Annotated in this window: 19 protein-coding genes and 1 pseudogene; 13 read left to right on the forward strand and 7 right to left on the reverse strand. The window is 42.8% G+C overall.

All coding sequences use genetic code 11. The annotated features are described in order from the left end of the window. Positions 1 to 189: 189 nt before the first annotated feature. Entirely contained in the window at positions 190 to 825 is a 636-nt protein-coding gene (gene upp, locus RM347_RS31015) for a uracil phosphoribosyltransferase (RefSeq protein ID WP_322715725.1), read from the reverse strand. 592 nt (positions 826 to 1417) lie between these two features. Here upp and RM347_RS31020 point away from each other — a divergent pair. After that, entirely contained in the window at positions 1418 to 2011 is a 594-nt protein-coding gene (locus tag RM347_RS31020) for a hypothetical protein (protein WP_322715724.1), read from the forward strand. A 139-nt stretch (positions 2012 to 2150) separates the two neighbouring features. Here RM347_RS31020 and RM347_RS31025 read toward each other — a convergent pair whose 3' ends face one another. Both RM347_RS31025 and RM347_RS31030 read right to left on the reverse strand, forming a co-directional pair. After that, positions 2151 to 3380, reverse strand: coding sequence for a URC4/urg3 family protein (locus tag RM347_RS31025; protein ID WP_428850643.1), 1230 nt, complete (start codon positions 3378 to 3380; stop codon positions 2151 to 2153). Positions 3381 to 3559: 179 nt separating this feature from the next. Next, a complete protein-coding gene (locus tag RM347_RS31030) occupies positions 3560 to 4816 on the reverse strand; it encodes a GTP cyclohydrolase II (protein WP_322715722.1) in 1257 nt (418 codons plus the stop codon). 256 nt (positions 4817 to 5072) lie between these two features. Between RM347_RS31030 and RM347_RS31035 the strand changes: the two genes are divergently transcribed. Genes RM347_RS31035 through RM347_RS31045 form a run of 3 tightly spaced genes read left to right on the forward strand, consistent with a single transcriptional unit; the run spans position 5073 to position 7440 of the window. Continuing rightward, complete coding sequence (locus RM347_RS31035; RefSeq protein ID WP_292726755.1) at positions 5073 to 5555, forward strand: tetratricopeptide repeat protein; 483 nt, start codon at positions 5073 to 5075, stop codon at positions 5553 to 5555. A gap of 21 nt (positions 5556 to 5576) precedes the next feature. Further along, complete coding sequence (locus tag RM347_RS31040; RefSeq protein ID WP_322715721.1) at positions 5577 to 6641, forward strand: ABC transporter substrate-binding protein; 1065 nt, start codon at positions 5577 to 5579, stop codon at positions 6639 to 6641. Positions 6642 to 6672: 31 nt separating this feature from the next. Next, a complete protein-coding gene (locus tag RM347_RS31045; RefSeq protein ID WP_322715720.1) occupies positions 6673 to 7440 on the forward strand; it encodes an ABC transporter ATP-binding protein in 768 nt (255 codons plus the stop codon). 123 nt (positions 7441 to 7563) lie between these two features. Here the strand turns inward: RM347_RS31045 and RM347_RS31050 are convergent, their stop codons facing one another. Continuing rightward, positions 7564 to 8793 carry an ABC transporter substrate-binding protein gene (locus tag RM347_RS31050; RefSeq protein ID WP_322715719.1) on the reverse strand — a complete coding sequence of 410 codons (1230 nt, stop codon included), beginning with the start codon at positions 8791 to 8793 and terminating at the stop codon, positions 7564 to 7566. A 100-nt stretch (positions 8794 to 8893) separates the two neighbouring features. Here RM347_RS31050 and RM347_RS31055 point away from each other — a divergent pair, with 100 nt between their 5' ends. Beyond that, positions 8894 to 9721, forward strand: coding sequence for an ABC transporter permease (locus RM347_RS31055; protein WP_322715718.1), 828 nt, complete (start codon positions 8894 to 8896; stop codon positions 9719 to 9721). Positions 9722 to 9947: 226 nt separating this feature from the next. Here the strand turns inward: RM347_RS31055 and RM347_RS31060 are convergent, their stop codons facing one another. Together RM347_RS31060 and RM347_RS31065 are read right to left on the reverse strand one after the other, a co-directional pair. Beyond that, positions 9948 to 10232 (reverse strand): type II toxin-antitoxin system RelE/ParE family toxin, encoded by a 285-nt coding sequence (locus RM347_RS31060; protein WP_322715717.1) that lies wholly within the window; start codon positions 10230 to 10232, stop codon positions 9948 to 9950. Further along, the gene (locus RM347_RS31065; RefSeq protein ID WP_322715716.1) at positions 10229 to 10447 is read right to left on the reverse strand and encodes a hypothetical protein; all 219 of its coding nucleotides are present in this window, start codon (positions 10445 to 10447) and stop codon (positions 10229 to 10231) included. Before RM347_RS31065 ends, RM347_RS31060 begins: the two co-directional genes overlap by 4 nt. A gap of 106 nt (positions 10448 to 10553) precedes the next feature. On the opposite strand from RM347_RS31065, the gene RM347_RS31070 reads away from it, so the two are divergent. The 5 genes from RM347_RS31070 to RM347_RS31090 all read left to right on the forward strand — a co-directional run bounded on the left by RM347_RS31070 (position 10554) and on the right by RM347_RS31090 (position 18190). Then, positions 10554 to 11903: an FAD-binding oxidoreductase gene (locus RM347_RS31070; RefSeq protein WP_322715715.1), complete on the forward strand. Its 1350-nt coding sequence runs from the start codon at positions 10554 to 10556 to the stop codon at positions 11901 to 11903. Positions 11904 to 12047: 144 nt separating this feature from the next. Next, complete coding sequence (gene rtcA, locus RM347_RS31075) at positions 12048 to 13094, forward strand: RNA 3'-terminal phosphate cyclase (protein ID WP_322715714.1); 1047 nt, start codon at positions 12048 to 12050, stop codon at positions 13092 to 13094. Positions 13095 to 13685: 591 nt separating this feature from the next. Continuing rightward, entirely contained in the window at positions 13686 to 14042 is a 357-nt protein-coding gene (locus tag RM347_RS31080) for a hypothetical protein (RefSeq protein ID WP_322715713.1), read from the forward strand. 130 nt (positions 14043 to 14172) lie between these two features. Then, positions 14173 to 14985 (forward strand): class I SAM-dependent methyltransferase, encoded by an 813-nt coding sequence (locus tag RM347_RS31085; RefSeq protein WP_322715712.1) that lies wholly within the window; start codon positions 14173 to 14175, stop codon positions 14983 to 14985. Between the two features lie 868 nt (positions 14986 to 15853). Further along, a complete protein-coding gene (locus RM347_RS31090; RefSeq protein WP_322715711.1) occupies positions 15854 to 18190 on the forward strand; it encodes an EF-hand domain-containing protein in 2337 nt (778 codons plus the stop codon). Positions 18191 to 18246: 56 nt separating this feature from the next. Here the strand turns inward: RM347_RS31090 and RM347_RS31095 are convergent, their stop codons facing one another. Next, positions 18247 to 19698 (reverse strand): MFS transporter, encoded by a 1452-nt coding sequence (locus RM347_RS31095; protein WP_322715710.1) that lies wholly within the window; start codon positions 19696 to 19698, stop codon positions 18247 to 18249. A 130-nt stretch (positions 19699 to 19828) separates the two neighbouring features. On the opposite strand from RM347_RS31095, the gene RM347_RS31100 reads away from it, so the two are divergent. The 3 genes and pseudogenes from RM347_RS31100 (at position 19829) to RM347_RS31110 (ending at position 22555) form a co-directional block, all read left to right on the forward strand. Beyond that, positions 19829 to 20347 (forward strand): phosphoribosyltransferase, encoded by a 519-nt coding sequence (locus tag RM347_RS31100; RefSeq protein WP_322715709.1) that lies wholly within the window; start codon positions 19829 to 19831, stop codon positions 20345 to 20347. Positions 20348 to 20483: 136 nt separating this feature from the next. Next, a pseudogene (locus RM347_RS31105) lies at positions 20484 to 21671 on the forward strand (hybrid sensor histidine kinase/response regulator); the annotation flags it as partial. A 38-nt stretch (positions 21672 to 21709) separates the two neighbouring features. Then, positions 21710 to 22555: a GAF domain-containing protein gene (locus RM347_RS31110; protein ID WP_428850644.1), complete on the forward strand. Its 846-nt coding sequence runs from the start codon at positions 21710 to 21712 to the stop codon at positions 22553 to 22555. Positions 22556 to 22612: the final 57 nt, after the last annotated feature.

Consider the following 22612-nt stretch of genomic DNA (forward strand, 5'->3'; position numbering starts at 1 on the left):
ATGATCGTGAATAGTCTGAGAAAATAAATCAATATTGTATATGAAGTTAGTGTATAAATTTGATGTATTTGCTATGGACTTTTTTGAAAAAACTCCCAAATTTGATGAAGGTAAAAGTTGTTAATCAATGATTCGGGTAGTGTTCGGTTAATTACTGCACTGATCGTCATTTGCTCATGGGTAACCAGCTTATTTTGTACCAAATAAACGATCGCCTGCATCTCCCAATCCAGGAATAATATAGCCATGTTCATCCAAATGGTCATCAATGGCGGCAGTATACAGCGGCACATCAGGATGTATATCACAAAAACGCTCGATACCTTCCGGTGCAGCGAGTAAGCAGACAAACTTAATTGATAAGGGATTAGTTGATTTCAGCCGTTCCACAGCTGCTACAGCCGAATTACCAGTAGCTAGCATTGGATCTACCACGAGCATATCTCGCTGGTCAACATCATGAGGAACTTTGAAATAATACTCAACAGGAATCAGGGTTTTCGGGTCACGGTATAAACCAATATGCCCTACCCGTGCTGATGGCATCAACTCCAGCATACCATCCAAAATTCCCTGTCCTGCCCGCATCACAGAAACTAGCACCAACTTTTTATCAGGAGCAAGCATTGGCGCACTCATCGGGGCTAGTGGTGTTTTAATCTGTTCATATTTCAGTGGTAAATCCCGTGTGACTTCATAAGCCAACAATAGGCTAATTTCTTTAAGGAGAGTGCGGAATTTCGTCGTGCTAGTTTCAGCTTTACGCATCAGCGTTAGTTTGTGCTGAATCAATGGATGTTCAATTAGTGTTACTTGATTGTACATATTTTAATCAATAGTTATTTAATAGCTGGCTCAACAGGATTCAGTTTACTACACCCCTTAGGAAAGATTTATTTTGTAGAAATACCTAAAACCTTTATTTATTCCTAGTCATCTACCCTAAATTCCACAAATTTCTTAGTTAAGCTGATCCCACACCTGAATCACGGGGGATGAACTTAACTATTTCCCTATATGAGCGAAATCTGTTTGAAATGAGAATTTTAGAAATCGTGTTGCATAAGACTTGGATATCCTCTTAATAGATGGTATACCTGTAAATATCATTATGGGTTTAGTAATGCACCTTATTATATTTGACTGCATTTTGGGAATGGATTCTCCAAAACGTGCAGCTTTTAGAGTTGTGTATTACATGACTAGTGCAAACAGCTTAATCAAAACATGGGCTGGGGAATAGAACTCCACATTGAGCAATCATACTACACCAATAGTCATATACCAGAATATTTCCAAAACTTGGCGATCGCCAAGTTTATTTAGTCTAAAAAGGGCGACGGCAAATCTCGGCTGGAAAAACAAATTGTGAGCTACAAAACTCTCTTCAAGAATTAAGTAATTCTGTGAAAAAATTATGGCAGCTTTTTTGTATCTAGTCTATACGATAGCCACTTTGGGGTTGGCGATCTGGGGAATTAGTTTATTTCAACAATCACATAGAATTAGCGAAATTCTGCTGATTGTCGTGCTATCTGGAATGATCTACGACAATTTGATTGTTTCAGTGGGCCACATAATTAATGAAGGCACTTTGCTGAAATTACTTAACCGCTTGCGCTTTCTATTCCACAATTTATTTGTGCCATTTTTAGTGGTGATCGCTATCAACTTAGCATATATTGCAGGTGTGACGTGGGCGAGTAATCCAATTGTGTACAAAGGTTGCTGGGCGATCGCTATAGGGCTGATTACACTTGGCTTAGTAACTGACTTTCGACAATTAGAGCTTATACCGACAACTTTTGCTGGTACATTGCGTTACAAACCTAAAAGTTGTCGCGTGCCAACTTTGACAATATTGACAATCTTGCTGGTAGCTGTGGTGGGATTCTACATCTGGTGTCAAACACAATGGCTGTGGATGTTTATGGGAACGCTAATCATGCTCGTTGGGAATATTTATTTTGCCAAAGAGTGTTTTTGGGCCCCTAGTCGGTTCAGCAGTTGATTGCGTATTTATCCTGGCTATGTTGACAACAGAGTTAATAATGCCAAACTAATTCGTAATTTTTGGGGAAACATCAAATAGGTACGAAATGCAGGAATCAAAATCAGATATAAAAAGTTTTTGCTTTCTGCCTCCTACCTTAGAATACTGTGCCATCACTATCTATTTGGATGGGGGATGTACCAGCTATTCTGAGTTCTGCGGCAATTTTGCGCCCCGCTGTCCAGGTTCCCCCTTGCAGGATTTTTACTAGTGGCAGTTCTTCGGGACTCATACCCAACTTTTCGCGCACTGTGACGGCAATTTGATCCAAGAGAATCACGGTCAAAGCCCGCCATTCAACTATAATTTCTGATGCTACTGAGTGGGATGAGTGCAAAACATCTGGATGTTTCCCATTAATAAGTCCCAAATCAATACACAATCCCCCATTCCGATATTCTGGTAATCCGGTGAGGGCATCTAAACCAGTAATTACTAAACCGAGTTCCTGTAGTGGTTCTAACAAAGAGTATGTCAACCATTGAGACAATTTGTGAAATGGCACTAAACCATCATCCCTAACAGCTGGATGTTGCCAAATATCTCCCAAATTCACCCCAGCAACTTCTAATCTGCTAGGCCAAATTTCACTCAGTCCTTCCAGAATGGCACTGAAAACAGTTGCAGCTGCTAATTGCCCATTTTGAGATTTGCCCAAGAGATAATTTACCAAATTTCCTGGACGGGGGTTTTCATTGCCAAATAAATAAGGTGAAGAGACTAAAACTTGACCTAATTTTTGTAATAATCTCAACCGTCCAGAAATTCCCACCAAAGGATTTTCTGTATTTACCTGAAACCCAGTTGTGAGTTCTAATTCTGTGAATGCTTGCAATCTTTGAGCATCTACTTGAGGCAAATTATGACTCGAAAAAGCCCCTTGACAAAACATTTGGAAACTGGCTACAGCCAAGCCTTCCGATCGCACCAAATTTAACCCAGTTTCCTGCTCATTATAATGCCAATTATTCCCCGCACCCGCATCTAGCAATACACTGACAATCGCCAAATCAAACTTAGCCGCAGCTTTTTCCAGAGGCGTTAGTTCCGCTAACTGGCTATCTAACTGGGCTAAACGGGGTACACCTCCAACCTCAAAATGTCGCCAACGACTGTGAAACGGAATTTGCAGATCCGGGTACTCGTAGCGCATGACTTCAATTACATAATCTGCTACTTTTGTCAACTGCGTTAAATCGCAAGTAAAATAACGCGACTGTCCCTCAGTTACCAATGCAAACAGTTGCCCACAACGTTCCCGAATCGCCACAGGTGAACGAAGATATGCAATCAATTCTCTCTGCGCCTCTGTGGTTCGCACTTCCACTATAGAACTCCTGCAAATCATAGAAACAGCGATATTTGCCCCTGGAAGATCCCCCAATCCTCCTTCAAAAGGCTTGCTCTAATTCCCTCCTTAAAAAGGAGGGTTAGGGAGGATCAAGCCTTAACTGAAGTGTATTGGAGACTGGGGAGTAGTGAAAATTTGCTCTACTCCCCTCTTGACTAGTCTAAAGTCCGTCCCTTCACCTCAGCCAAACCATCTGCATCTAATACATCCCCTGTAGTGTAATATCCAGCAGCTTTTTTAGCCTCCATTTCTACCCGTGCATCTGGGGGAATCAAATCCTCGGGGATGGGTACTCTTTCCACAATCTCAATTCCCGCCTGAATGATGGCGTTATACTTCATATTACTCATCGACACCATTCGGTCAATACGGGTAATGCCCAGCCAATGCAACACATCCGGCATTAATTCTTGGAAGCGCATGTCTTCCACTCCAGCAACACATTCTGTACGGGCAAAGTAGGCATCAGCGCGATCGCCTCCTTCTTGACGCTTCCTGGCATTGTAAACTAAGAATTTCGTCACTTCTCCTAAAGCGCGGCCTTCTTTACGGCAATAGACAATTATACCCACACCGCCTTCCTGTGCCGTTTGGACACATACTTCAATCCCATGTGCCAGATACGGGCGACAGGTGCAGATATCTGAGCCAAATACATCAGAACCGTTGCATTCATCATGTACCCGCACAGCTACAGGTTTGTTGAGATCGGCGATCGCAGCCAAATCACCGATAATATACACTGTCACACCCCCAATTGGCGGCAAAAATACCTCCAAATCCGATCGCGTCACCAATTCTGGAAACATCCCCCCAGTTTGTTCAAATAAAGCGCGACGCAACAGTGCTTCTGCAATGCCAAAACGCTTGGCAATTCCTGGTAAATACCAAACCGGTTCAACTGCGGCTTTGGTGACAACCAAATCACCACCCGGTTTCATAATCTTGCCATCTACCTGCAAACGACCTTTGTCTACTGCATCTTGCAGTTCTGGCATATTGATGTGAGCTTGAGTAATGGCGATCGTTGGACGAATATCATATCCCTGTTGGTAATAGGATGCAAAAACCTCAGATGCGATCGCTCCAAATGGGTCGAGGGATACTATTTTATCAGGGTCGGCCCAACTAGGATGAGGCCCAATAGGTTCTACTGGAGATGTATTCGTCAGATCCGCTCGATGATCCGACTGTAAAGCACCGCTAGCGACTGCTAGAGCACGATAAATCGCATAACTGCCAGAGTGAGTGCCAATTACGTTGCGATGTGCCTGCTTAGTTAGCGTGGCAATAATCGGCCCACGTTCCATAGGGTTGGCTGCTCCCCATTGAATGGGAATTGGTTTAGGGCCAAAGCTACTAGGATGAGAAGTAAGAACAATATGCCTGGAAACGTCGTTTTGCTTTGGCATAGTCATTATTTTTTTGGTGATGTTTTTATCAGCTATTAGTCACTAGGGATCTGTCAACTAGCTCTAGTTAGTTTTTATTTTTATGGTTCTAAATGTCGAGTGTGGTATTAGTCGTATTGCTGAATACAATAAATAACACAGAAATTTCATAATTAGCAATTAATCAGCGCAAATTTAAAGATGACTTTAAAAATGAATTAATAGATATATTTTGTGAGAAAGTTAATACAAAGGTATATTCACTGATCTCAAATTCATGGATTCTTTATCTATCAATTCCTTACTTGAAGAGTTGAAAAACCCGGATGCCACAGTCCGGGACAAAGCAACCAGAAAAATCTGGCGGATCTGGTTTCAGCAAAAGGGAATCTATGGGCTGGAAATAATTGACCGTAGTCAAAAGTTACTAGATGCAGGTGAAATTGCTGAAGCTGAAACAGCACTGACAGCACTAATCAAAGATCAGCCGGATTTTGCCGAAGCTTGGAATCGTCGGGCTTTTCTCTATTACAGTATTGGTGATTATCAAAAATCTTTAGCAGATTGTCAGATGGTTGTGCAGATCAATCCGATACATTTTGGGGCGCTTCACGGTATGGGTTTGTGTTATGCGGCACTAGGAGAGTATGGTCAAGCGATCCGAGCTTTTCAACGTGCTCTAGAAATTCAGCCCTATTCACTAGTGAATCAAAAGTTGATTCTAGAATGTACATTTAGATTCAGCTACAACGGCAGATAGGAGAGAGCATTATACTGTTTTATGAATCCGTCATCGCCCTCATCAACAGCAATTCATCGCCTTAGTCGCCGCAATTTTATTCAATACGGTTCTATCTGGATTGGTAGCAGCGTTATTGCTGCTTGTACTAACAGCAACCAAGCATCAATTAGCAATTCTGGGTTGGATAAAGTTACCTTTGGTACAAACTGGATAGCACAAGCAGAACACGGCGGATTTTACCAGGCAATCGCCACTGGTATTTACAAAGACTACGGTTTAGATGTAACTATCAAAATGGGTGGGCCGCAGGTTCCTAGCGGTACTCAATTGTTGATGGGGGATGCGGTAGATTTCTTTATGGGTTATGGCATGGATGCCGTGAACGCCATAGCACAAGGTATTCCCAAAATCACAGTCGCAGCAATTTTTCAGAAAGACCCCTGGTGTCTGATTGCACATCCCAACCCAGCAATTAAAACCCTTGCCGACCTCAAAGGCAAAGCAATTTATGTCTCTGCTTCTGCTAACATTACCTATTGGCCTTTACTGGAAGCAAAGTATGGTTTTAGCAACGATCAAAAGCGTCCCTACAACTTTAATCCGGCTCCTTTTCTGATTGACAAAAATTCAGCCCAACAAGGTTATATTACGTCTGAACCATTTGCTATTGAGAAGCAGGGCGGTTTTCAGCCAGTAGTATTTTTATTAGCAGATTATGGATATCAACCGTATGCAACCACTATTGAAACCAAAAAAGAACTGGTAGAAAAAAATCCAGAATTAGTGCAACGATTTGTTGATGCCTCAATTAAAGGTTGGTATAGCTACCTGGAAAATCCCCAACCAGGGAATCAGTTAATTAAAAAAGATAATCCAGAAATGACGGATGAGCAACTTGTCTATAGCATTCAAAAACTAAAAGAATATGGAATTATTCTTTCTGATACAGCAGAAAAGCAAGGTATTGGGGCGATGAGTGACGCAAGGTGGAAATCACTCTTTGATAGCATGGTTGATACAAAGATTTCTAAATCCAACGTTAATTACAAGGACGCATACACCTTGCAATTTGTGAATAAAGGGGTAGGCTATTACAAGACGTAAGCGATCGCTTACTATTCTCCAGATTTTTTGAATGAGTAATCGTCCCATTATCACACTCAATCAGATTAGCAAGGTCTACACCAATGGCACTGTTGCTCTACAAGACTTGAATTTAGTAATTCCAGAATCACAATTTGTCAGTTTAGTTGGCCCCTCAGGGTGTGGTAAAAGTACAGTTCTGCGACTGATTGCCGGATTGGGGCGGATAAGTTCTGGTAGTATTGATTGGGGTAAAACTCAGCAAGCAAGAAAACTGGCTTTTGTTTTCCAAGATGCCGCACTCATGCCTTGGGCAAACGTTAGGGAGAATGTACGCCTACCGCTAAAGTTGGCGAGAATGTCTAAAAATGACAGCCACACATTGGTACAGCAGACATTAGCCCTGGTAGGATTACAAGGTTTTGAAGAGAACTATCCCCGCCAGTTATCAGGTGGAATGAAGATGCGGGTATCAATTGCGAGGGCATTAGTTACTCAGCCAAATGTCTTGTTGATGGATGAACCATTTGGGGCATTAGATGAAATTACTCGTAGCAAACTCAATAGTGATTTACTCGATTTATGGCTTCAAAACCGCTGGACGGTGGTTTTTGTTACCCACAATATTTACGAAGCAGTGTACTTATCAAATCGCGTGCTAGTCATGGGGACAAGTCCAGGAAGGATTGTAGCTGATGTAGAAATTGATGCTTCCTACCCTCGTGGCGATGATTTTCGGACATCATTACTCTATAACCAATATTGCCGGGAAGTTTCTCAGCATCTAGCCGAAGCTATGAACTGTAGAAATCTGAAATGAGTTGTAATATTTTTATAGAAATTCTTGCTGTAATGTAGCACGCGAACGGGGCATCTAAAATATTATTAAATACTTCTTCACTACGTCTCTCTTCCATCTTGCAGAGCATCGGCAATATTACAACTATTTTATGCTTAAAAAAGAAAATTTACCATTAACACCATCTGCTTCCATCTTGAGTTGTGCAACATAAAACTCTTTTTGAATTACATCACCTACTGGTGTAAAAGCAATTTCACCGAGAGGAGTTTGAAACTTTTTTGTTAGTAATTCCTTATTCAATTCTGTACGCAACTGTGGTAATCTCAATTTGTTAAGGTTACTTTTTTTATCTAAAGATTGAAGAGCTTCTACATATACCTGTAAAGCAGTAAAAGCTTGAGCACTTACTTGGGGTGGCTCTCTATGATATTGTTCAAGGTAGGCTTTGCGAAATGCCGTGTTAATTTCACTAGCATACATAGGGCTATAAGCTTGAGCCACAATTATGCCATCACAAAGCGCTCTGCACACAGAAAATATATGAGATGTGTTAAAACCATTGCCACCAACAATTATTCCTTTATAACCAAGTTCTCGTAATTGTTTAACTAAATTACCTCCATCTACAGCTAACCCGGATATAATCACTAAATCTGGTTTTAAATTAATAGCATCGCTGGCTTGAGCTTGAAAGTCGGTATCTGTAGTTTGAAACTTTTGGACTGTGACTAAATCCAATCCTAAATTTGTAACTGCTTTCTGAAATATTTCTGTTTCCGACTTATTGAAAGCATCATTTTGAGCGTAGAATACAGCTACTCTTTTGATTTGAGGATTTTGTTTGAGTGCAGCTTTTACTGAATAAGGAGCGACAACAGCAACAGATGAAGAAACACGAGCCACATAATCACCAATTTCGGGAATGCCTTTAGCAGTATTTGATGCTCCAATCACTGGGACTTGATTGCGTTCTGCTACGGGATCAGCGCTAAAAGCTTGTTGTGATAGAGTAGGGCCAACAATGCCAACAACTTTATCTTTACTAATTAAAGTTTGAAAAGCAGTAATGGCTCCAACTTCATCGCCACCAGTATCTTGATAGACTAATTTAATTGGTCTACCATTGATACCTCCTTTATTATTAAAATACTTCTCAGCAATTTTTACTCCATCAGTTCCCTCTTGACCAAGTAATGCTACATTGCTCGTTTGTGCAAAGGCGATACCGATAGGAATAGCATTAACTGCACCTGTTGTTGCTGTTGGATTATTTGCAGAATTTACATCATTACTGCTACTTTTACCACAAGCTACCAGCAGCATAGAGCATGTAAATAGTAAGGCAGTTTGATGTGCGATCGCTTTTTTCATAGATGCGTGACCATGATGTTTGTTAGGATAATACTGGATTTTAGTGTATTACATCCAATAGTAATATCGCTAGAGTTTTAACATTTAACTTTGAATTTCTATGCTGTTTATCCGTCGTACTCAATCACAAAAAACATCGAGTAAGTTTTTTAATGCTGACGTTTGGGCACCGATGGTAGTTGGTATTTTAGCATTAGTTATATGGGATATATTTGTGCGGATAACATATCTACCTCCTTATATCCTCCCTGGACCTTTATTAGTATTTAAAACTTTAATTACTGACTGGAATGAGCTTTTACCATCACTATTAATTACATTGCAAATTACTATTGTAGCTTTTCTGGCTGCGGTTATTTCTGGTTTATTAATTGCGATTTTGTTTACCCAAAGTAAATGGATTGAACGCAGTTTATTTCCCTATGCAGTAATTTTACAAACAACCCCGATAGTTGCGATCGCACCCTTAATCATTCTCTGGCTAAAAAATAATACCTTCGCCGCTTTAGTAGTTTGTGCCTGGATTGTCGCCTTTTTCCCCATTGTCTCTAATACTACACTAGGACTCAACAGCGTTGACCGGAACTTGCTTAACCTATTTCAACTTTACAAAGCTTCTCGCTGGCAAACACTGCTGTATCTGCGTTTACCCAGCGCCATGCCCTATTTCTTAGGTGGTTTAAAAATTAGCGGTGGTTTAGCATTAATTGGTGCAGTGGTTGCCGAATTTGTCGCGGGTACAGGTGGGGCAAAATCTGGAATAGCTTACCGGATTTTAATTTCCAGCTACAACTTACAAATTCCTCGGATGTTTGCAGCATTATTTCTCACAACCGGATTGGGTGTACTAATTTTTGTCAGCTTGAGTGCCCTATCTGACTTTATATTAGGTAAGTGGCATGAAAGTGCTGTGAAACAAGAAAACTAGGTTTGCATTTTCTCACGCAGAGACAATAGAAACGCAGAGGAGTCTAGAGAGTTAACTCCTCTGTATGCCTTTGCGTTAAAAAATCAGAATTATGAAATTTTCCCTGTAAGTTGTTCTAAAGGGACTGCTACAGTTTTAGAGTCATTACAGCATATTATTAAAGTAAGGGTATGATTAGGCGATCGCACTTGATTGCTGCTATTTTCTGCAAATATTATAGATGCAACTAATAAACATCATCATGTGAGCCTACGGTGAGTAACAGTATATCTTCCTCTCCTGAATCTGAGTTAGTAACAAATTCAAATAAAATGCGATTATCATAGTCTATTGAACAAGACCATACTCCATCTAAATCGCCCTTTAACTTATGAGTACGTAAGCTTGAATCAAAAGGGTCTTCGGTTAACAATTGTAAGACTTTTTCAACTTGCGATCGCAACTGTGGGTTTTTCCTGATTAGACGCTTAAATTTACGTACAAAACCCGCACTCCAAACCAAATTTATCACTCATCTAGCTCCGCCATGAAATCAGCAACAGAACCTTGTTTAATATTCCCCTCTTGGTAGTCGTGTCTAGCTTGTGCAACCTCTTTTAATAGCTCATTCCTACGTTCTTTGCTTAAACGCTTGCTAATAATATTAATAAGTATCGCTTGTTCGTCTGGATCGAGCGCTTCTACAACATCAAGTGCTTGTTGTAGTGTTGATATTTTTTCTGTCATTGGTTTTATCTGTAGGTTTAATACTAAGTAAATAAAATGTTTCCTTACTTCAATATTAATAATAAACTATGACGAAACCTTGCTTAGTTACCCTGATTAATAAGTTATGACGAAAACGAACTTGGATGCCCTGATTAATTCTCTAAAAGACATAGAAACCATCACTGACTCTGCCCAAGTCGCAAAATTATCCCAGGATTATCACACCTTTAGCCCAGTTCTAGTGCCGAAACTAGAGGGGAAAGTTGGGGATATTGTGGTACGTCCCGCCAATGAAGCAGAGGTTTTAACAGTTGCAGCCGCCTGTGCGAAACATCGTGTACCCGTGACAGTGCGGGGTGCGGGAACTGGGAATTATGGGCAATGCGTACCGTTGCACGGTGGCGTAATTTTAGATATGACGCGGATGCAAGAGATTTCTTGGGTAAAACCGGGGGTGGCGCGGGTAGAAGCTGGGGTGAAGTTGGCGGCTTTGGATAAAAAAACCAGAGAAATCGGCTGGGAAATCCGTATGGCCCCCTCAACGTACCGCACAGCTACAATTGGCGGATTTATTGCTGGGGGGAGTGGGGGCATTGGCTCGATACAATATGGGTTGCTAGGCGATCGCGGTAATATCTTAGCATTGCGAGTAATAACTGTAGAAGATGAACCCCATGCGATCGAATTACGCGGCGACGATGTCCAAAAGGTGAATCATGCTTGGGGAATTAACGGTATCATCACTGAAGTCGAAATCCCTTTAGCGCCAGCTTATCCTTGGGCAGAAGTCATTGTGACATTTGACGAGTTTATGACAGCAGCAAAGTTTGGTCAGGCTCTTGGCAATGCTGATGGGATGATTAAGAAGTTGATTTCTGTCTTTGCATCCCCAATTCCCCAATACTTTCACCCCCTACAAGAGTACATTCCTGAAGGGACTCACTCAGTATTTTTGATAATTTCCGAACCGAGTTTGGAATTCTTACCGGGTTTGGTGCAGCAATATGGCGGCAAAATTACTTATAAAAAATCAGCCGAGGAAGCAGCCAAAGGTACACATTTAGCAGAATTTAGCTGGAACCACACTACCTTACACGCCCGGAGTGTAGATACCGATATTACCTACTTACAAAGTATGTTTCCTCGCAATCCCAGTTTGCAACTAGTAGAGCACATGTATCATCACTTTGGCGATGAGGTAATGATGCATCTAGAATTCTTTCGGGTAAACGGTGCCGTAGTTCCTGGTGCTTTGCAACTTGTGCGCTACACAACAGAAGAACGCCTCAACGAGATTATCCGCTATCACGAAGAACAGGGTGTGAGTATTGCCAATCCTCACACATATATTATTGAAGACGGCGGCAGAAAAGTTATCGATCCTGAGCAGTTAAAATTTAAAGAAATAGTTGACCCTTATGGGTTGATGAACCCCGGTAAGAGCAAGGTTCTTCAATTCCAAATTCAAAATTAGCAAGCTACAGAAACACATATCAGAACTTTGTCTGTATATTTGTGTAACCTCCCTTCAAAAAGCTAGTTGTTGGGCGTTTATAATTTGTGGTTTGATTTTAAGAGCCGTGGGGATAACCCAAAATCCAACATCCCAAAATCGCCCATGATTGAAATTGACGGTTCCTACGGAGAGGGAGGCGGACAAGTTCTTCGCACTTCCTTAAGCCTAGCCGCCATAACTGGTGAACCCATACTAATTACAGGTATTCGCGCTGGACGCAAAAAGCCAGGATTAGCAGCACAACACTTAACCGCAGTTCGCGCTGCGGCGAGAATTTGTAATGCCCAACTACAGGGTGATGCTTTGGGTTCAATGCTGCTGGAATTCATCCCAGGTAGTGCTGTGCAAGCTGGAACTTATACCTTTGATGTTAGTAAAGCACAACAAGGTGGTTCTGCGGGTGCGATCGCTCTAGTTTTACAGACAATTCTCTTACCTTTGGCGCTAGCATCCGGTAATTCTCAAGTAACACTAAAGGGTGGAACTCATGTGAACTTTAGCCCGACAGTGACGTACATAGAGCAAGTTTATCTGCCGATACTGCAACGCATGGGTGTAGAAGCTCAAGTCAAGTTAGGCGCTTGGGGGTGGTTTCCCCAAGGTGGAGGAGAGGTAGAGTTGCAGGTGAGTGGCGGTGGTAAACTCAACGGGATCAACTTGCTAGAACGAGGAGAGTTACAACAGGTGCGAGGGCTAGCAGTGGTGACGGAATTGCCTTCGCATATTCCGCAACGGATGGCGAATCGTGCCGAAAATTTGTTACGGGAAGCCCATTTGAAAGTTCGTGTACAGACTTTGCGAGAAAAAGGTGTAGCACCTGGGGCGGGTATTTTTTTAACTGCTGAGTATCAGAACAGCTTGACTGGCTTTGGTGGGTTTGGGCGTTTGCGGTTGTCGGCGGAGACAGTTGCAGAAATTGCTTGTCAGCAGCTGCTTGAGTTTCATCACACAGGTGCAGCAGTAGATGAACATTTAGCAGATCAGTTATTATTGCCAGCTGCTTTAGCGTCACAAGAAAGTCAGTATCGGGTGGCTGAGGTGAGTAGACATTTAACGACAAATGCAGCGGTAATTGAACAATTTGGGCTAGCGCAAATTACGGTAAATGAAGCTGAGAAAATAGTGTCAGTAAAGAGTTTGACTATTTGAATTAACGTGACGACAAGTATTATTTGACCTCTCCCCCAACCCCTCTCCAACACGGAGAGGGGAGCAAAAGCTGAATTTTTCGTTACTCCTCCCTTTCCGTTTCGGAGAGGGAGGCTGGGAGGGAGAGGTTCGTCGAACTCACGTTGAATTAACTATAGCTACATAGTAAATTGCCTCATTTCTATGAGTTGAAATGAGGCAAAGGAGCTTTTATAAGCGGAGACAGAAAACTTTTGATACTTGATCTAGGAGCATTTGCAATCAATCCCGTAAAGCCAGACTTGTTGTCAGAATAAGCAACTGGCAAATTTACAAGGCGATTACAAGTGGGTTTGAGACTAAGTTCAGCCGTTCCTGATACTTACTATTTAATTAAATATCGAACATAGTCTTTGAATTTACCTCTGCTAAAGGCATATATTTAGGTTAAGTCAATTTGCGATCGCAAATACAAGGGATTGGGAATGGGGCATGGGGCATTAGACACAGAGATATTTATTGTTAGCTGTGGTTGTGCCCAATCGGGTATAGGACTCTTGCATCTAGTAAATTATGCTCTTGAATAAGTATTAGAGCTTCGTCGATGAACCTTTGAGCTTAGTCGATGAATCTTTGAGCTTAGTCGATGAATCTTTGAGCTTAGTCGATGAACCTTTGAGCTTAGTCGATGAACCTCTGAGCTTAGTCGATGAACCTCTGAGCTTCGTCGATGAACCTTTGAGCTTCGTCGATGAATCTTTGAGCTTAGTCGATGAACCTCTGAGCTTCGTCGATGAATCTTTGAGCTTAGTCGATGAATCTTTGAGCTTCGTCGATGAACCTCTGAGCTTCGTCGATGAATCTTTGAGCTTAGTCGATGAACCTTTGAGCTTCGTCGATGAACCTTTGAGCTTCGTCGATGAATCTTTGAGCTTCGTCAACGATATGTGGCATCATCTCCACGACTAAAAGTCTGCCAAGCACCCAATGCATCTCATACAAAAAAGAGACTAGACTATATTGTATTTGCAGTTTATTTCTCGTTCCCAAGTTGGAGTCTAGGAACGCCAGCAACGAGTGTAAGTAGGAGATGTCTATTATGCCAAGATGGACTGCACAGGAGAAACAAGCATATAGAACCGAGGTGATGCAACGCATTACCGCAGCGATGCCCTTAGTAATGCAGGAATATGCCTCAATTAATTGGGAAGAGGAACTCAAAGGCTACCATACCGAACATGAATATTACCCTGACTACATCCATACTCCCATTCATGGAGTAAGCGATTCTTACACGAACCCTCAGTCGTGTTTAGCCTGGGATGCTGCTATGGATGCCATTATTCCCCTTAGCCACAAAGTTAGTTGCCAGCAGTTGCGCGAGACAATGGCTGAACTCATTCCTGAAGACACTCAAATTGAGACAGTGCTGGAGCTTGGTGCAGGTACGGCTGGTGGAGCGCTGGCTTTGGCACGGCGGTTTCCACAGGCGACTTTTCGCGTTACTGATGTTTCGCCTTATATGCTGGTGATTAGTCAGCACAAGTTTAACAAGGCTGGATTTAGTGAGCGTGCTTCGTTTGAGCAGGTGGACGCTCGTCACACTGGCTACCCTGACAACTCCTTTGATCTTGTCACGTCATCACTACTCTTGCACGAGACACCTAAAGAGTGGACGCCTAAGATTCTTAAGGAGATGTACCGGATTACCAAACCCGGAGGTTGGGTACTATACGCTGATACCTATCGTGGTGAATACGCCCTAAGCGCTTCTTTTCAAGAACCCTGGTTGGATGACTTTATCCATTTCAACTTCGAGTACGAGTTTGCGAAAGCAGGTTTTACAGAACTCAATTACATTCGCTATGCCGTGGGTTTGTGGTATATGGTTGGCCGTAAGCTAGAAACGTGAAGCCCAGTTTGAGTTTGGTGGAGCGTGATGCTTCATCACCTCAATCATCTGCTGGAAAGTCTGGCGCTTAATACCCACGTGTCGTTTGAAGAAAGCGCCTAGATAGTTTTCGGGCACGCTTGTATTTCATCGCCCGATGACATTTACAGTAGGTAGATATTTTAAGATACTACAAAATATTTTTTGCAAAACACCTAATTTTTGTCAATGGGATCGTGCACAATACGGTTCGGTTAAGGTTTTTTGATGAAAATACTAGATCGCAAAGATGCGATAAATCATCACAAAGACGCGATAAATCGCCGTCAAGACGAAAGACTGATTATTGTAGAGACGGCGATTCATCGCGTCTGATTATTGTAGAGACGGCGATTCATCGCGTCTCTTGCCTTAACCAAACAGTATTGGGATCATGCATAGAGTGTTCAGCAAAATAGAAATTTGACCTATTCCCAACACTATAAATGAGGCAAAGGAGCTTTTATAAGCGGAGATAGAAAACTTTTGATAAGTATAGCAGCGTAAATAATTAAAGGTTTGTAGTGATGATTCTAGCCCTCCAATGAGGGCTGAAATACTTACCAGAAAATAATCTTCAGATTTTTTATATTACTTAATATAGTTTGCTTTATTTTCGCTGACTTACTTGGTTTATCTAAAAGCATTTGCAATTAAATCCGTAAAGCTGTATTTATTGCGAGAATAAACAACTAACAAATTTACAAAGCAACTGCAAATAACGTTGAGACTAAATTCAGTCATTCCTAATACTTGCTATTTACTTAACATAATTAGACAGCATCGAAGTAGCTGTTATAAAACATGGTAATAAATTTATTAGGGACACCTATGGAATTGGAACAAAATCATGATTGATGAACAAGAAATAGAAAAATTGTGGCAAGCTTTCAAGGTATTAGACGTAGACGGCAACGGAGCGATCTCAACTGAGGAACTAGGGGAGGTAATGCGATCGCTAGGGCAAAATCCTACGGAAACGGGGCTGCGTGACTTGATCAAGGAGATTGACGTTGACTTGTCAGGCACTATCGACTTTGAAGAATTTAAAACGCTGATGATAGCGAAAGTAGGCGATCGCCAAAGCCGCCTCAAGTTAGCCTTCAGCGCCTTTGATGAGGATGGTAGCGGTCAGATTACTGCCGTCGAGTTGCGGACAGTTATGAGTCAGTTTGGGCTGACAGACGCTGAGTTGAAGGAGATGTTACAGGAAGTAGATCATGATGGCGATGGCTCAATTGACTTTGATGAATTCTGTCAGCTAGTACCGGAGGAGTCAGAGAGCAAAAGCGGCTATCAAGACTCACCAATTTCCCTTAACAGTTCGCTCAAGACAGTTGCCACTTCCAATGAGGCCGCAGCAGCCAGCACCCAGTCTACGCAAGAAGCAACGACTCCAGAGTTAGCACAGCTAAGAGAACAGTTAGCGCAACAACCAAACTCACCGAATCAGAAAAAAAGCGGTACATCCCCATTACAAATGCAGATTGGTCTGTTTCGTTTAATTCAAGGAGCAGCCTATCGCAGTTTCCGTGAGAGTTTCTCTGCCAACCATGAAACTCATTTGCGGGTGAAAAACTTGCCATACAGAATTACTGATTTTGTGGAGTTTGTCAAACAAGCGATCGCATTGTACAAAGCATTAGGTATAGTATCCGAGGATTGCTACCCCGTTTTGGATGCAGTGGTTGAATCAATTGCCGATGAATATGCCCGATTGCAAGAGCGCATCAAAGACTGGAAAACAGTGGCAAAGACACCAGAAATGTTGGCAGAGCAGCAAGCAATTTTAGAAGCGCGGAGTAAATTTGCCAATGTCAAAGAAAAGTTTGCTGCCGGAGTCGAGTTTGCAATTACGATCAAAAAGAAAAGTCTCAGCTTGGGTGACATCGTAGAAGGTGTGCTGGCCATTAACGAACTCAATCGTCTCAGGGCAATAGAACTGAATGAAGAAATGGCTCCACCACCAACTAAATCTCAGGGAAATCCAAAAGACTATTTGAACAAATGGAACCGCGTCATCCTCTCCCAGGCAACCGAGGAAATAGATGGTGCAATCATGCCAGTAGCATACTGGTATGAAGACTTCATGCCAAAATTGTTGGCGGCGTTTAGTGTCTCGACAACGGCAGATATCCAAAGCAACACCGTACCCGACGAGGCAGCTTTGGATGAATGGTATCACTGTACAAAAAACTCAGGAGAATTTAACCGCTACGGTGCGGATGTTGCAGAAAATTTTCTCCATTGCACTCCCAAACAGAAATTGATACTCAAACAAGCATGGCGCTTAACGCATCACTACCTGAATGGAGTCCAGAAACGCCGCGAACGCTTAGAATTTGGACGAGAATCAGGGGCGCTATCGCAATATGTAGCATTCATTGATATCTATCTAAATCGGACTGAGGTGAAGGATTCCCAAATGCGAGTCAGCTTCCCATACTACATTGGCCCAGCAGTGTGGCGCTTCTTCCACACCACGGCTGAGATTGTGTGTACCAAGACCGACGTACAGCAAAAAGCCGCAGTCGCAATCTTCAAGGATTTCTTCCAACTATTTGCCACAATGTACCCCTGTCCTTACTGCCGCCACCACCTGAATATGTACGTTGTGCAAAATAAGGAAGTGGATATGTATCCTGTAGAGTACCTTATACTTGGGCGCGATCCAAACCTGACTGACTTTGAAGTGTCAATGGAGGCAAAGCTATCCACCGTGGTAGATGGTTCCTCTCTGCGGTTATTCTTCTGGAAACTGCATAACACCGTTTCCTCCTCCATTGCTCGCTCAGAGGAGTGGTATCACAAGGATGAGAAAGCGTTCTACACCACCCGCTTTTGGCCCAGCCTTGACTCAGAGTTAGCAAGAGCCAATGCACTCAAATACACCAGCATAGAAACTGCTCGTATCTACAACATCTACGGAATTCTCAAGCCATTGGCACGGCTGACAGGGGTAAAAACAGAATTGCCAAAGCTGCTAGAAAAGGGTGATGGAAATAACCTCAAAGAATCATGTATAGTTGCACAGCACCACATCAAGGATTTAGAGGAAGCTGTCATTAGCGGACAGTTTCTGCAAGAAACATACTACTTTGAGCCTAGCCTTGTAGATAAACCTCCACTCTTCACCCCTGAAGAAGAAGAGTTTGCCCGAACCGGTATGTTTACAGAAACCATTTAAAATAATTCGTAATTCGTAATTCGTAATTGAATTCTTAACTACGAATTACGAATTAGTTAACTTCCCTTTTTTTCTTGTCGCTCTTTGAGTTTCAGCATGATTTCTGCGTGCATCTCGCGGGTAATTGGGTAAAAATACGTTAAAACTAAGCCAAAAATCAAACAAACTGTAGGTATAGGCCCAACAGCAATGCGAATAGCAAACAGTGCCGATTCCGGTTGGATGGGTAGTGGACTTCCGGCTACAGATTCTTTGAAACCCGATACTTGCAAAGCATTTCCTACCAAAAACAGCCCGAAAGCCAAACCAAATTTTTGCAGCAAAACCATGAAGCCATAAAAAATACCTTCTCTGCGTTGTCCGGTTTGCAGTTCATCTAATTCAATTACATCTGGAATCATTGACCAGGGAATTAGATAAGCTGTGGATACTCCAACACCCGCCATCACAGCCATCACATACATCAAAACTATTTGACCAGGTTGTAAGAAAAATAGTCCGGCAGCTGCTATTATCCATAAACTCATTCCCAGAAAATAAACAACTTTTTTGCCGATTTTTTTACTCAACGCACCCCAAACAAATAGCATTAGCAGGGCAGTTCCTTGGACTGCAATCATCACTGTGGGCACGTCTGATTCTTTAAGACCCATACAATTGACTACAAAATAGGGAATAATGCTGGCTGTCACCTGCACACCTAGCCAAGAACAAAGATATATACCAATAACAAATAAAAAAGGTCGGTTACTAAAGACAATTTTTAGCTGTTCAAAGAAGGGGAGAGATGCAGGTTCCTCCACTTGAATGCGTTTGGCCTCAAAAGCCAAGATGCGATCGCGAACTCCAAAAACGCACCAATATAATCCTAAAATCGAAATCACCGTACAAACTGCTGCTAAAACGAGAAATTGTTGTTGGCGATCGCTAATTTGAGAAAAAACAATTTGCGTTAAAATCAATGACAGAATACTGCCACCAATAGAAAATGTAAAGCGATAGCTGTTAAGGCTAGTGCGTTCGTCGTAATCTTGAGTTAATTCTGGAGTCATCGCCGTATAAGGCAAATTCACAACCGTGTAGAACGCTTGAGATATTACCCCAATCGCTACGTAGTACCAGAATAGCGGCCAAATATTCTCACTCTGATTTGCACTAAATCGCGGTACAATCCACTGCAAGAAAAAGAAAATTCCAAAGGGGATTGCTCCATAAAACATCCAAGGAAGACGACGGCCCCAACGGCGAGATTTCGTTTTATCAGTCAGGAACCCGACAACCGGATCGTTTACCCCATCCCAGATTTTGCCAATCATCAAAATACTGCCAGCTAAACCCGCAGGAATACCAGCGACATTCGTGAAGAAAACCAGCAGGAAAAAGACGGAGATATTTGCAGTAATTGCTGGCCCTAAATCTCCTGCACCGTAAGCCAGCTTTGTTTTCAAGTCGAGTTTTTCACTCTTAGGCTCTCGTTGGGCATCGCCATCAGCAGCAGAATCGTTCATAATAACTTGCGCTCATACTAAAATAAAAAGTTTGCGACGCCGATAGCGTAGCGGTAGCGAGTTTGCGAGCGTCATAGCCCGTCGTAGACATCGCCTTTAATACTAGCCATCTACCACTCCCGTTAGACTTATGCCAAACCTTTATGTTTCTTGGTCAGATTATCACCAAAAAATTGAACAACTGGCTATTCAGATTTATGAATCCGGTTGGGAATTCAACCAGATTATCTGTATTGCTAGAGGAGGACTACGAGTTGGAGATATTCTCTCCCGTATATACCAGCAGCCACTGGCAATTTTAGCAACCTCATCTTACAGTGGCCCTGGTAAGCAAGAAAGAAGTAATTTAATTTTCTCCCGCCACTTGACAATGACCGCCGAAAAGTTAGGTTCGCGCATTCTCCTAGTGGATGACTTAGTAGACTCTGGGGTAACACTCCAGCAGACTATACCTTGGCTCAAGCAAAATATTGATTTCCCCATTGAGGAAATTCGCACTGCCGTTCTTTGGTATAAAGCCTGTTCAGTTATAGCACCCAATTATTATGTTGATTATCTGCCTGACAACCCTTGGATTCATCAACCTTTTGAACACTACGAGCAGATGAACCCCGCAGAACTTGCGGCTAAGGTAAATCAACTGTGTTGATTTACAAATTCTCGGGGTTTAAGTCCCCCTCAACTAACAAGCAGTAAGTTTTGTGGCGGGGTCTAAATCTCCGCTGCAAAACTTAATTCTCATCACTGAAGAGTTATCTCGTAGAATACCCAGAACCACTGACCTCAAGCAAGAAAACGATGCACTTCATACCCAAAATGCAGCTGAACAAGCCAATCGTCTCAAAGATGAGTTCCTCGCTGTTCTATCTCACGAACTGCGTTCCCCTCTCAACCCGATTTTGGGCTGGGCAAAACTTCTGCAAACCCGCAAACTTGATGAAGCAAAGACAGCTTATGCCTTAGCAACCATTGAGCGCAATGCCAAGTTGCAGTCTCAGCTAATGGAAGATTTACTGGATGTTTCCCGTATTCTTCAAAGAAAACTCAGCCTGAAGATCAGTTCTGTTGAACTGTCCGCCGTTATTGAAGTAGCCCTTGATACTGTGCGTCTAGCGGCTCAAGCCAAGTCAATTCAACTCAAGACGAAATTTGAACCGGATATAGGGCAAGTTTTGGGCGATCCCAGTCGCTTGCAGCAAGTCGTCTGGAATTTGCTCTCTAACGCTGTTAAGTTCACAGAGTCCGGGAGTGAGGTGGAAATACGACTTGAGCGCGTGGGTACACAAGAAGCGCAAATCCAAGTCAGTGACACGGGTAAGGGCATCAACCCAGAATTTCTGCCTCACGTATTTGATTACTTCCGCCAAGCTGACAATACCACAACAAGATGCTTTGGCGGCTTGGGGCTTGGTTTAGCGATCGCTCATCAAATCGTTGAACTGCACGGTGGAACAGTCCAAGCAGAAAGTGAGGGAGAAGATAAAGGTGCAACCTTTACTGTGTTGTTACCTATCAAGAGTGTCGAGCCTCAAACAAGTGAAGACAAGGCTTTGCCTGACGGTTCCTCTAATCTTCAGGGGGTAAATGTGCTAGTCGTGGACGATGAAGTTGACACCCGCGAGCTAATAGTTTTCATCCTGCAACAGTATGGTGCGTCTGTGCGTGCCTTCGCCTCAGCATCGCTTGCACTAGACGCTTTGCTACTTGAGAAACCGCATATTATTTTAAGTGATATTGGGATGCCAGAAATGGATGGCTATATGCTGATTCGGCAAATTCGTAGACGCGAAGCGGCTTGTCGTCAGACATCGCTACCGCCTGAACAAGGGGGAGATATCCGAGCGATCGCACTGACAGCTTATGCTGGAGAAAGTAACCAGTCAAAAATTCTCCAAGCAGGATTTCAAAAACATTTGACTAAGCCAATAGAACCAGCAAAATTAGCGATGGTAATTGCTAGCCTAGTTAAATAAATAATTAAATAATTATTTTAAGAAGTCGAGAGTAAGAGTTGGCTACAAATTCCGGTTTTAGAAACCTAAAAGATCAGTTCCTTCCTGAACGCAAAGAAGCTCTACTGGCTCGGATGGCGAACCGCATCCGGCAATCGCTGAACCTGCAAGAGATTTTGGATGCAACTGTGGTCGAACTGCGGGCATTTTTGCAAACCGACCGGACTAAGGTTTACCGCTTCGATCGCGACGGGCATGGACAGGTCGTTGCCGAAGCCAGCGCCCCTAACCGCCTGCCTTCTTTACTGGGATTACATTATCCATCTGATGACATTCCGCCCCAAGCGCGGGCTTTGTTTGTCAGAGCACGTACCCGCTCCATTGTCAATGTCAGCGAACAGCGAATTATCCTCAACTCCCTGCCCACTCCCAAAACAACGGCAATCGGCGACTTGACCGTTGAAGAAGTGCAAGAGCAACCCCTCGAAGATATCTTAAGCCGTCCGGTAGACCCCTGCCATGTAGACTATCTCACCCAGATGGGTGTGCAATCTTCACTTGTGGTGCCAATAATTTATCAACAGGAACTCTGGGGGTTATTAATCTCTCATCATGCCGAACCCAGAGAGATTACATCTGAGGATTTGCTGGTCGTCCAATTGCTCGCTGACCAGGTTTCACTGGCAATTACCCAGGCGAATCTGCTGAGTCAGGTACAGGAGCAACAGCAGAGGGAAGCGATCGTTAATCAGATTGCCACTATGCTGCACGCGCCTCTAACCCCTGAAGAGATTTTGCATAACGTTCTAGAGCAAGCAGTAAAAGCTTCTGGCAGTTCTGGAGGAAGGTTGTACCTCACTTCCCCGGATGAGGCTTTACCAGCCCATCTTTATGAGGCGTGCTAGTCAAAATTGTTCTAACTGTGGCAAGAAACTTAAAAAGTCTCTATCTACGAGGACTCA

The organism is Nostoc sp. ChiQUE02 (assembly GCF_034531305.2).
Classification (GTDB): Bacteria; Cyanobacteriota; Cyanobacteriia; order Cyanobacteriales; family Nostocaceae; genus Nostoc.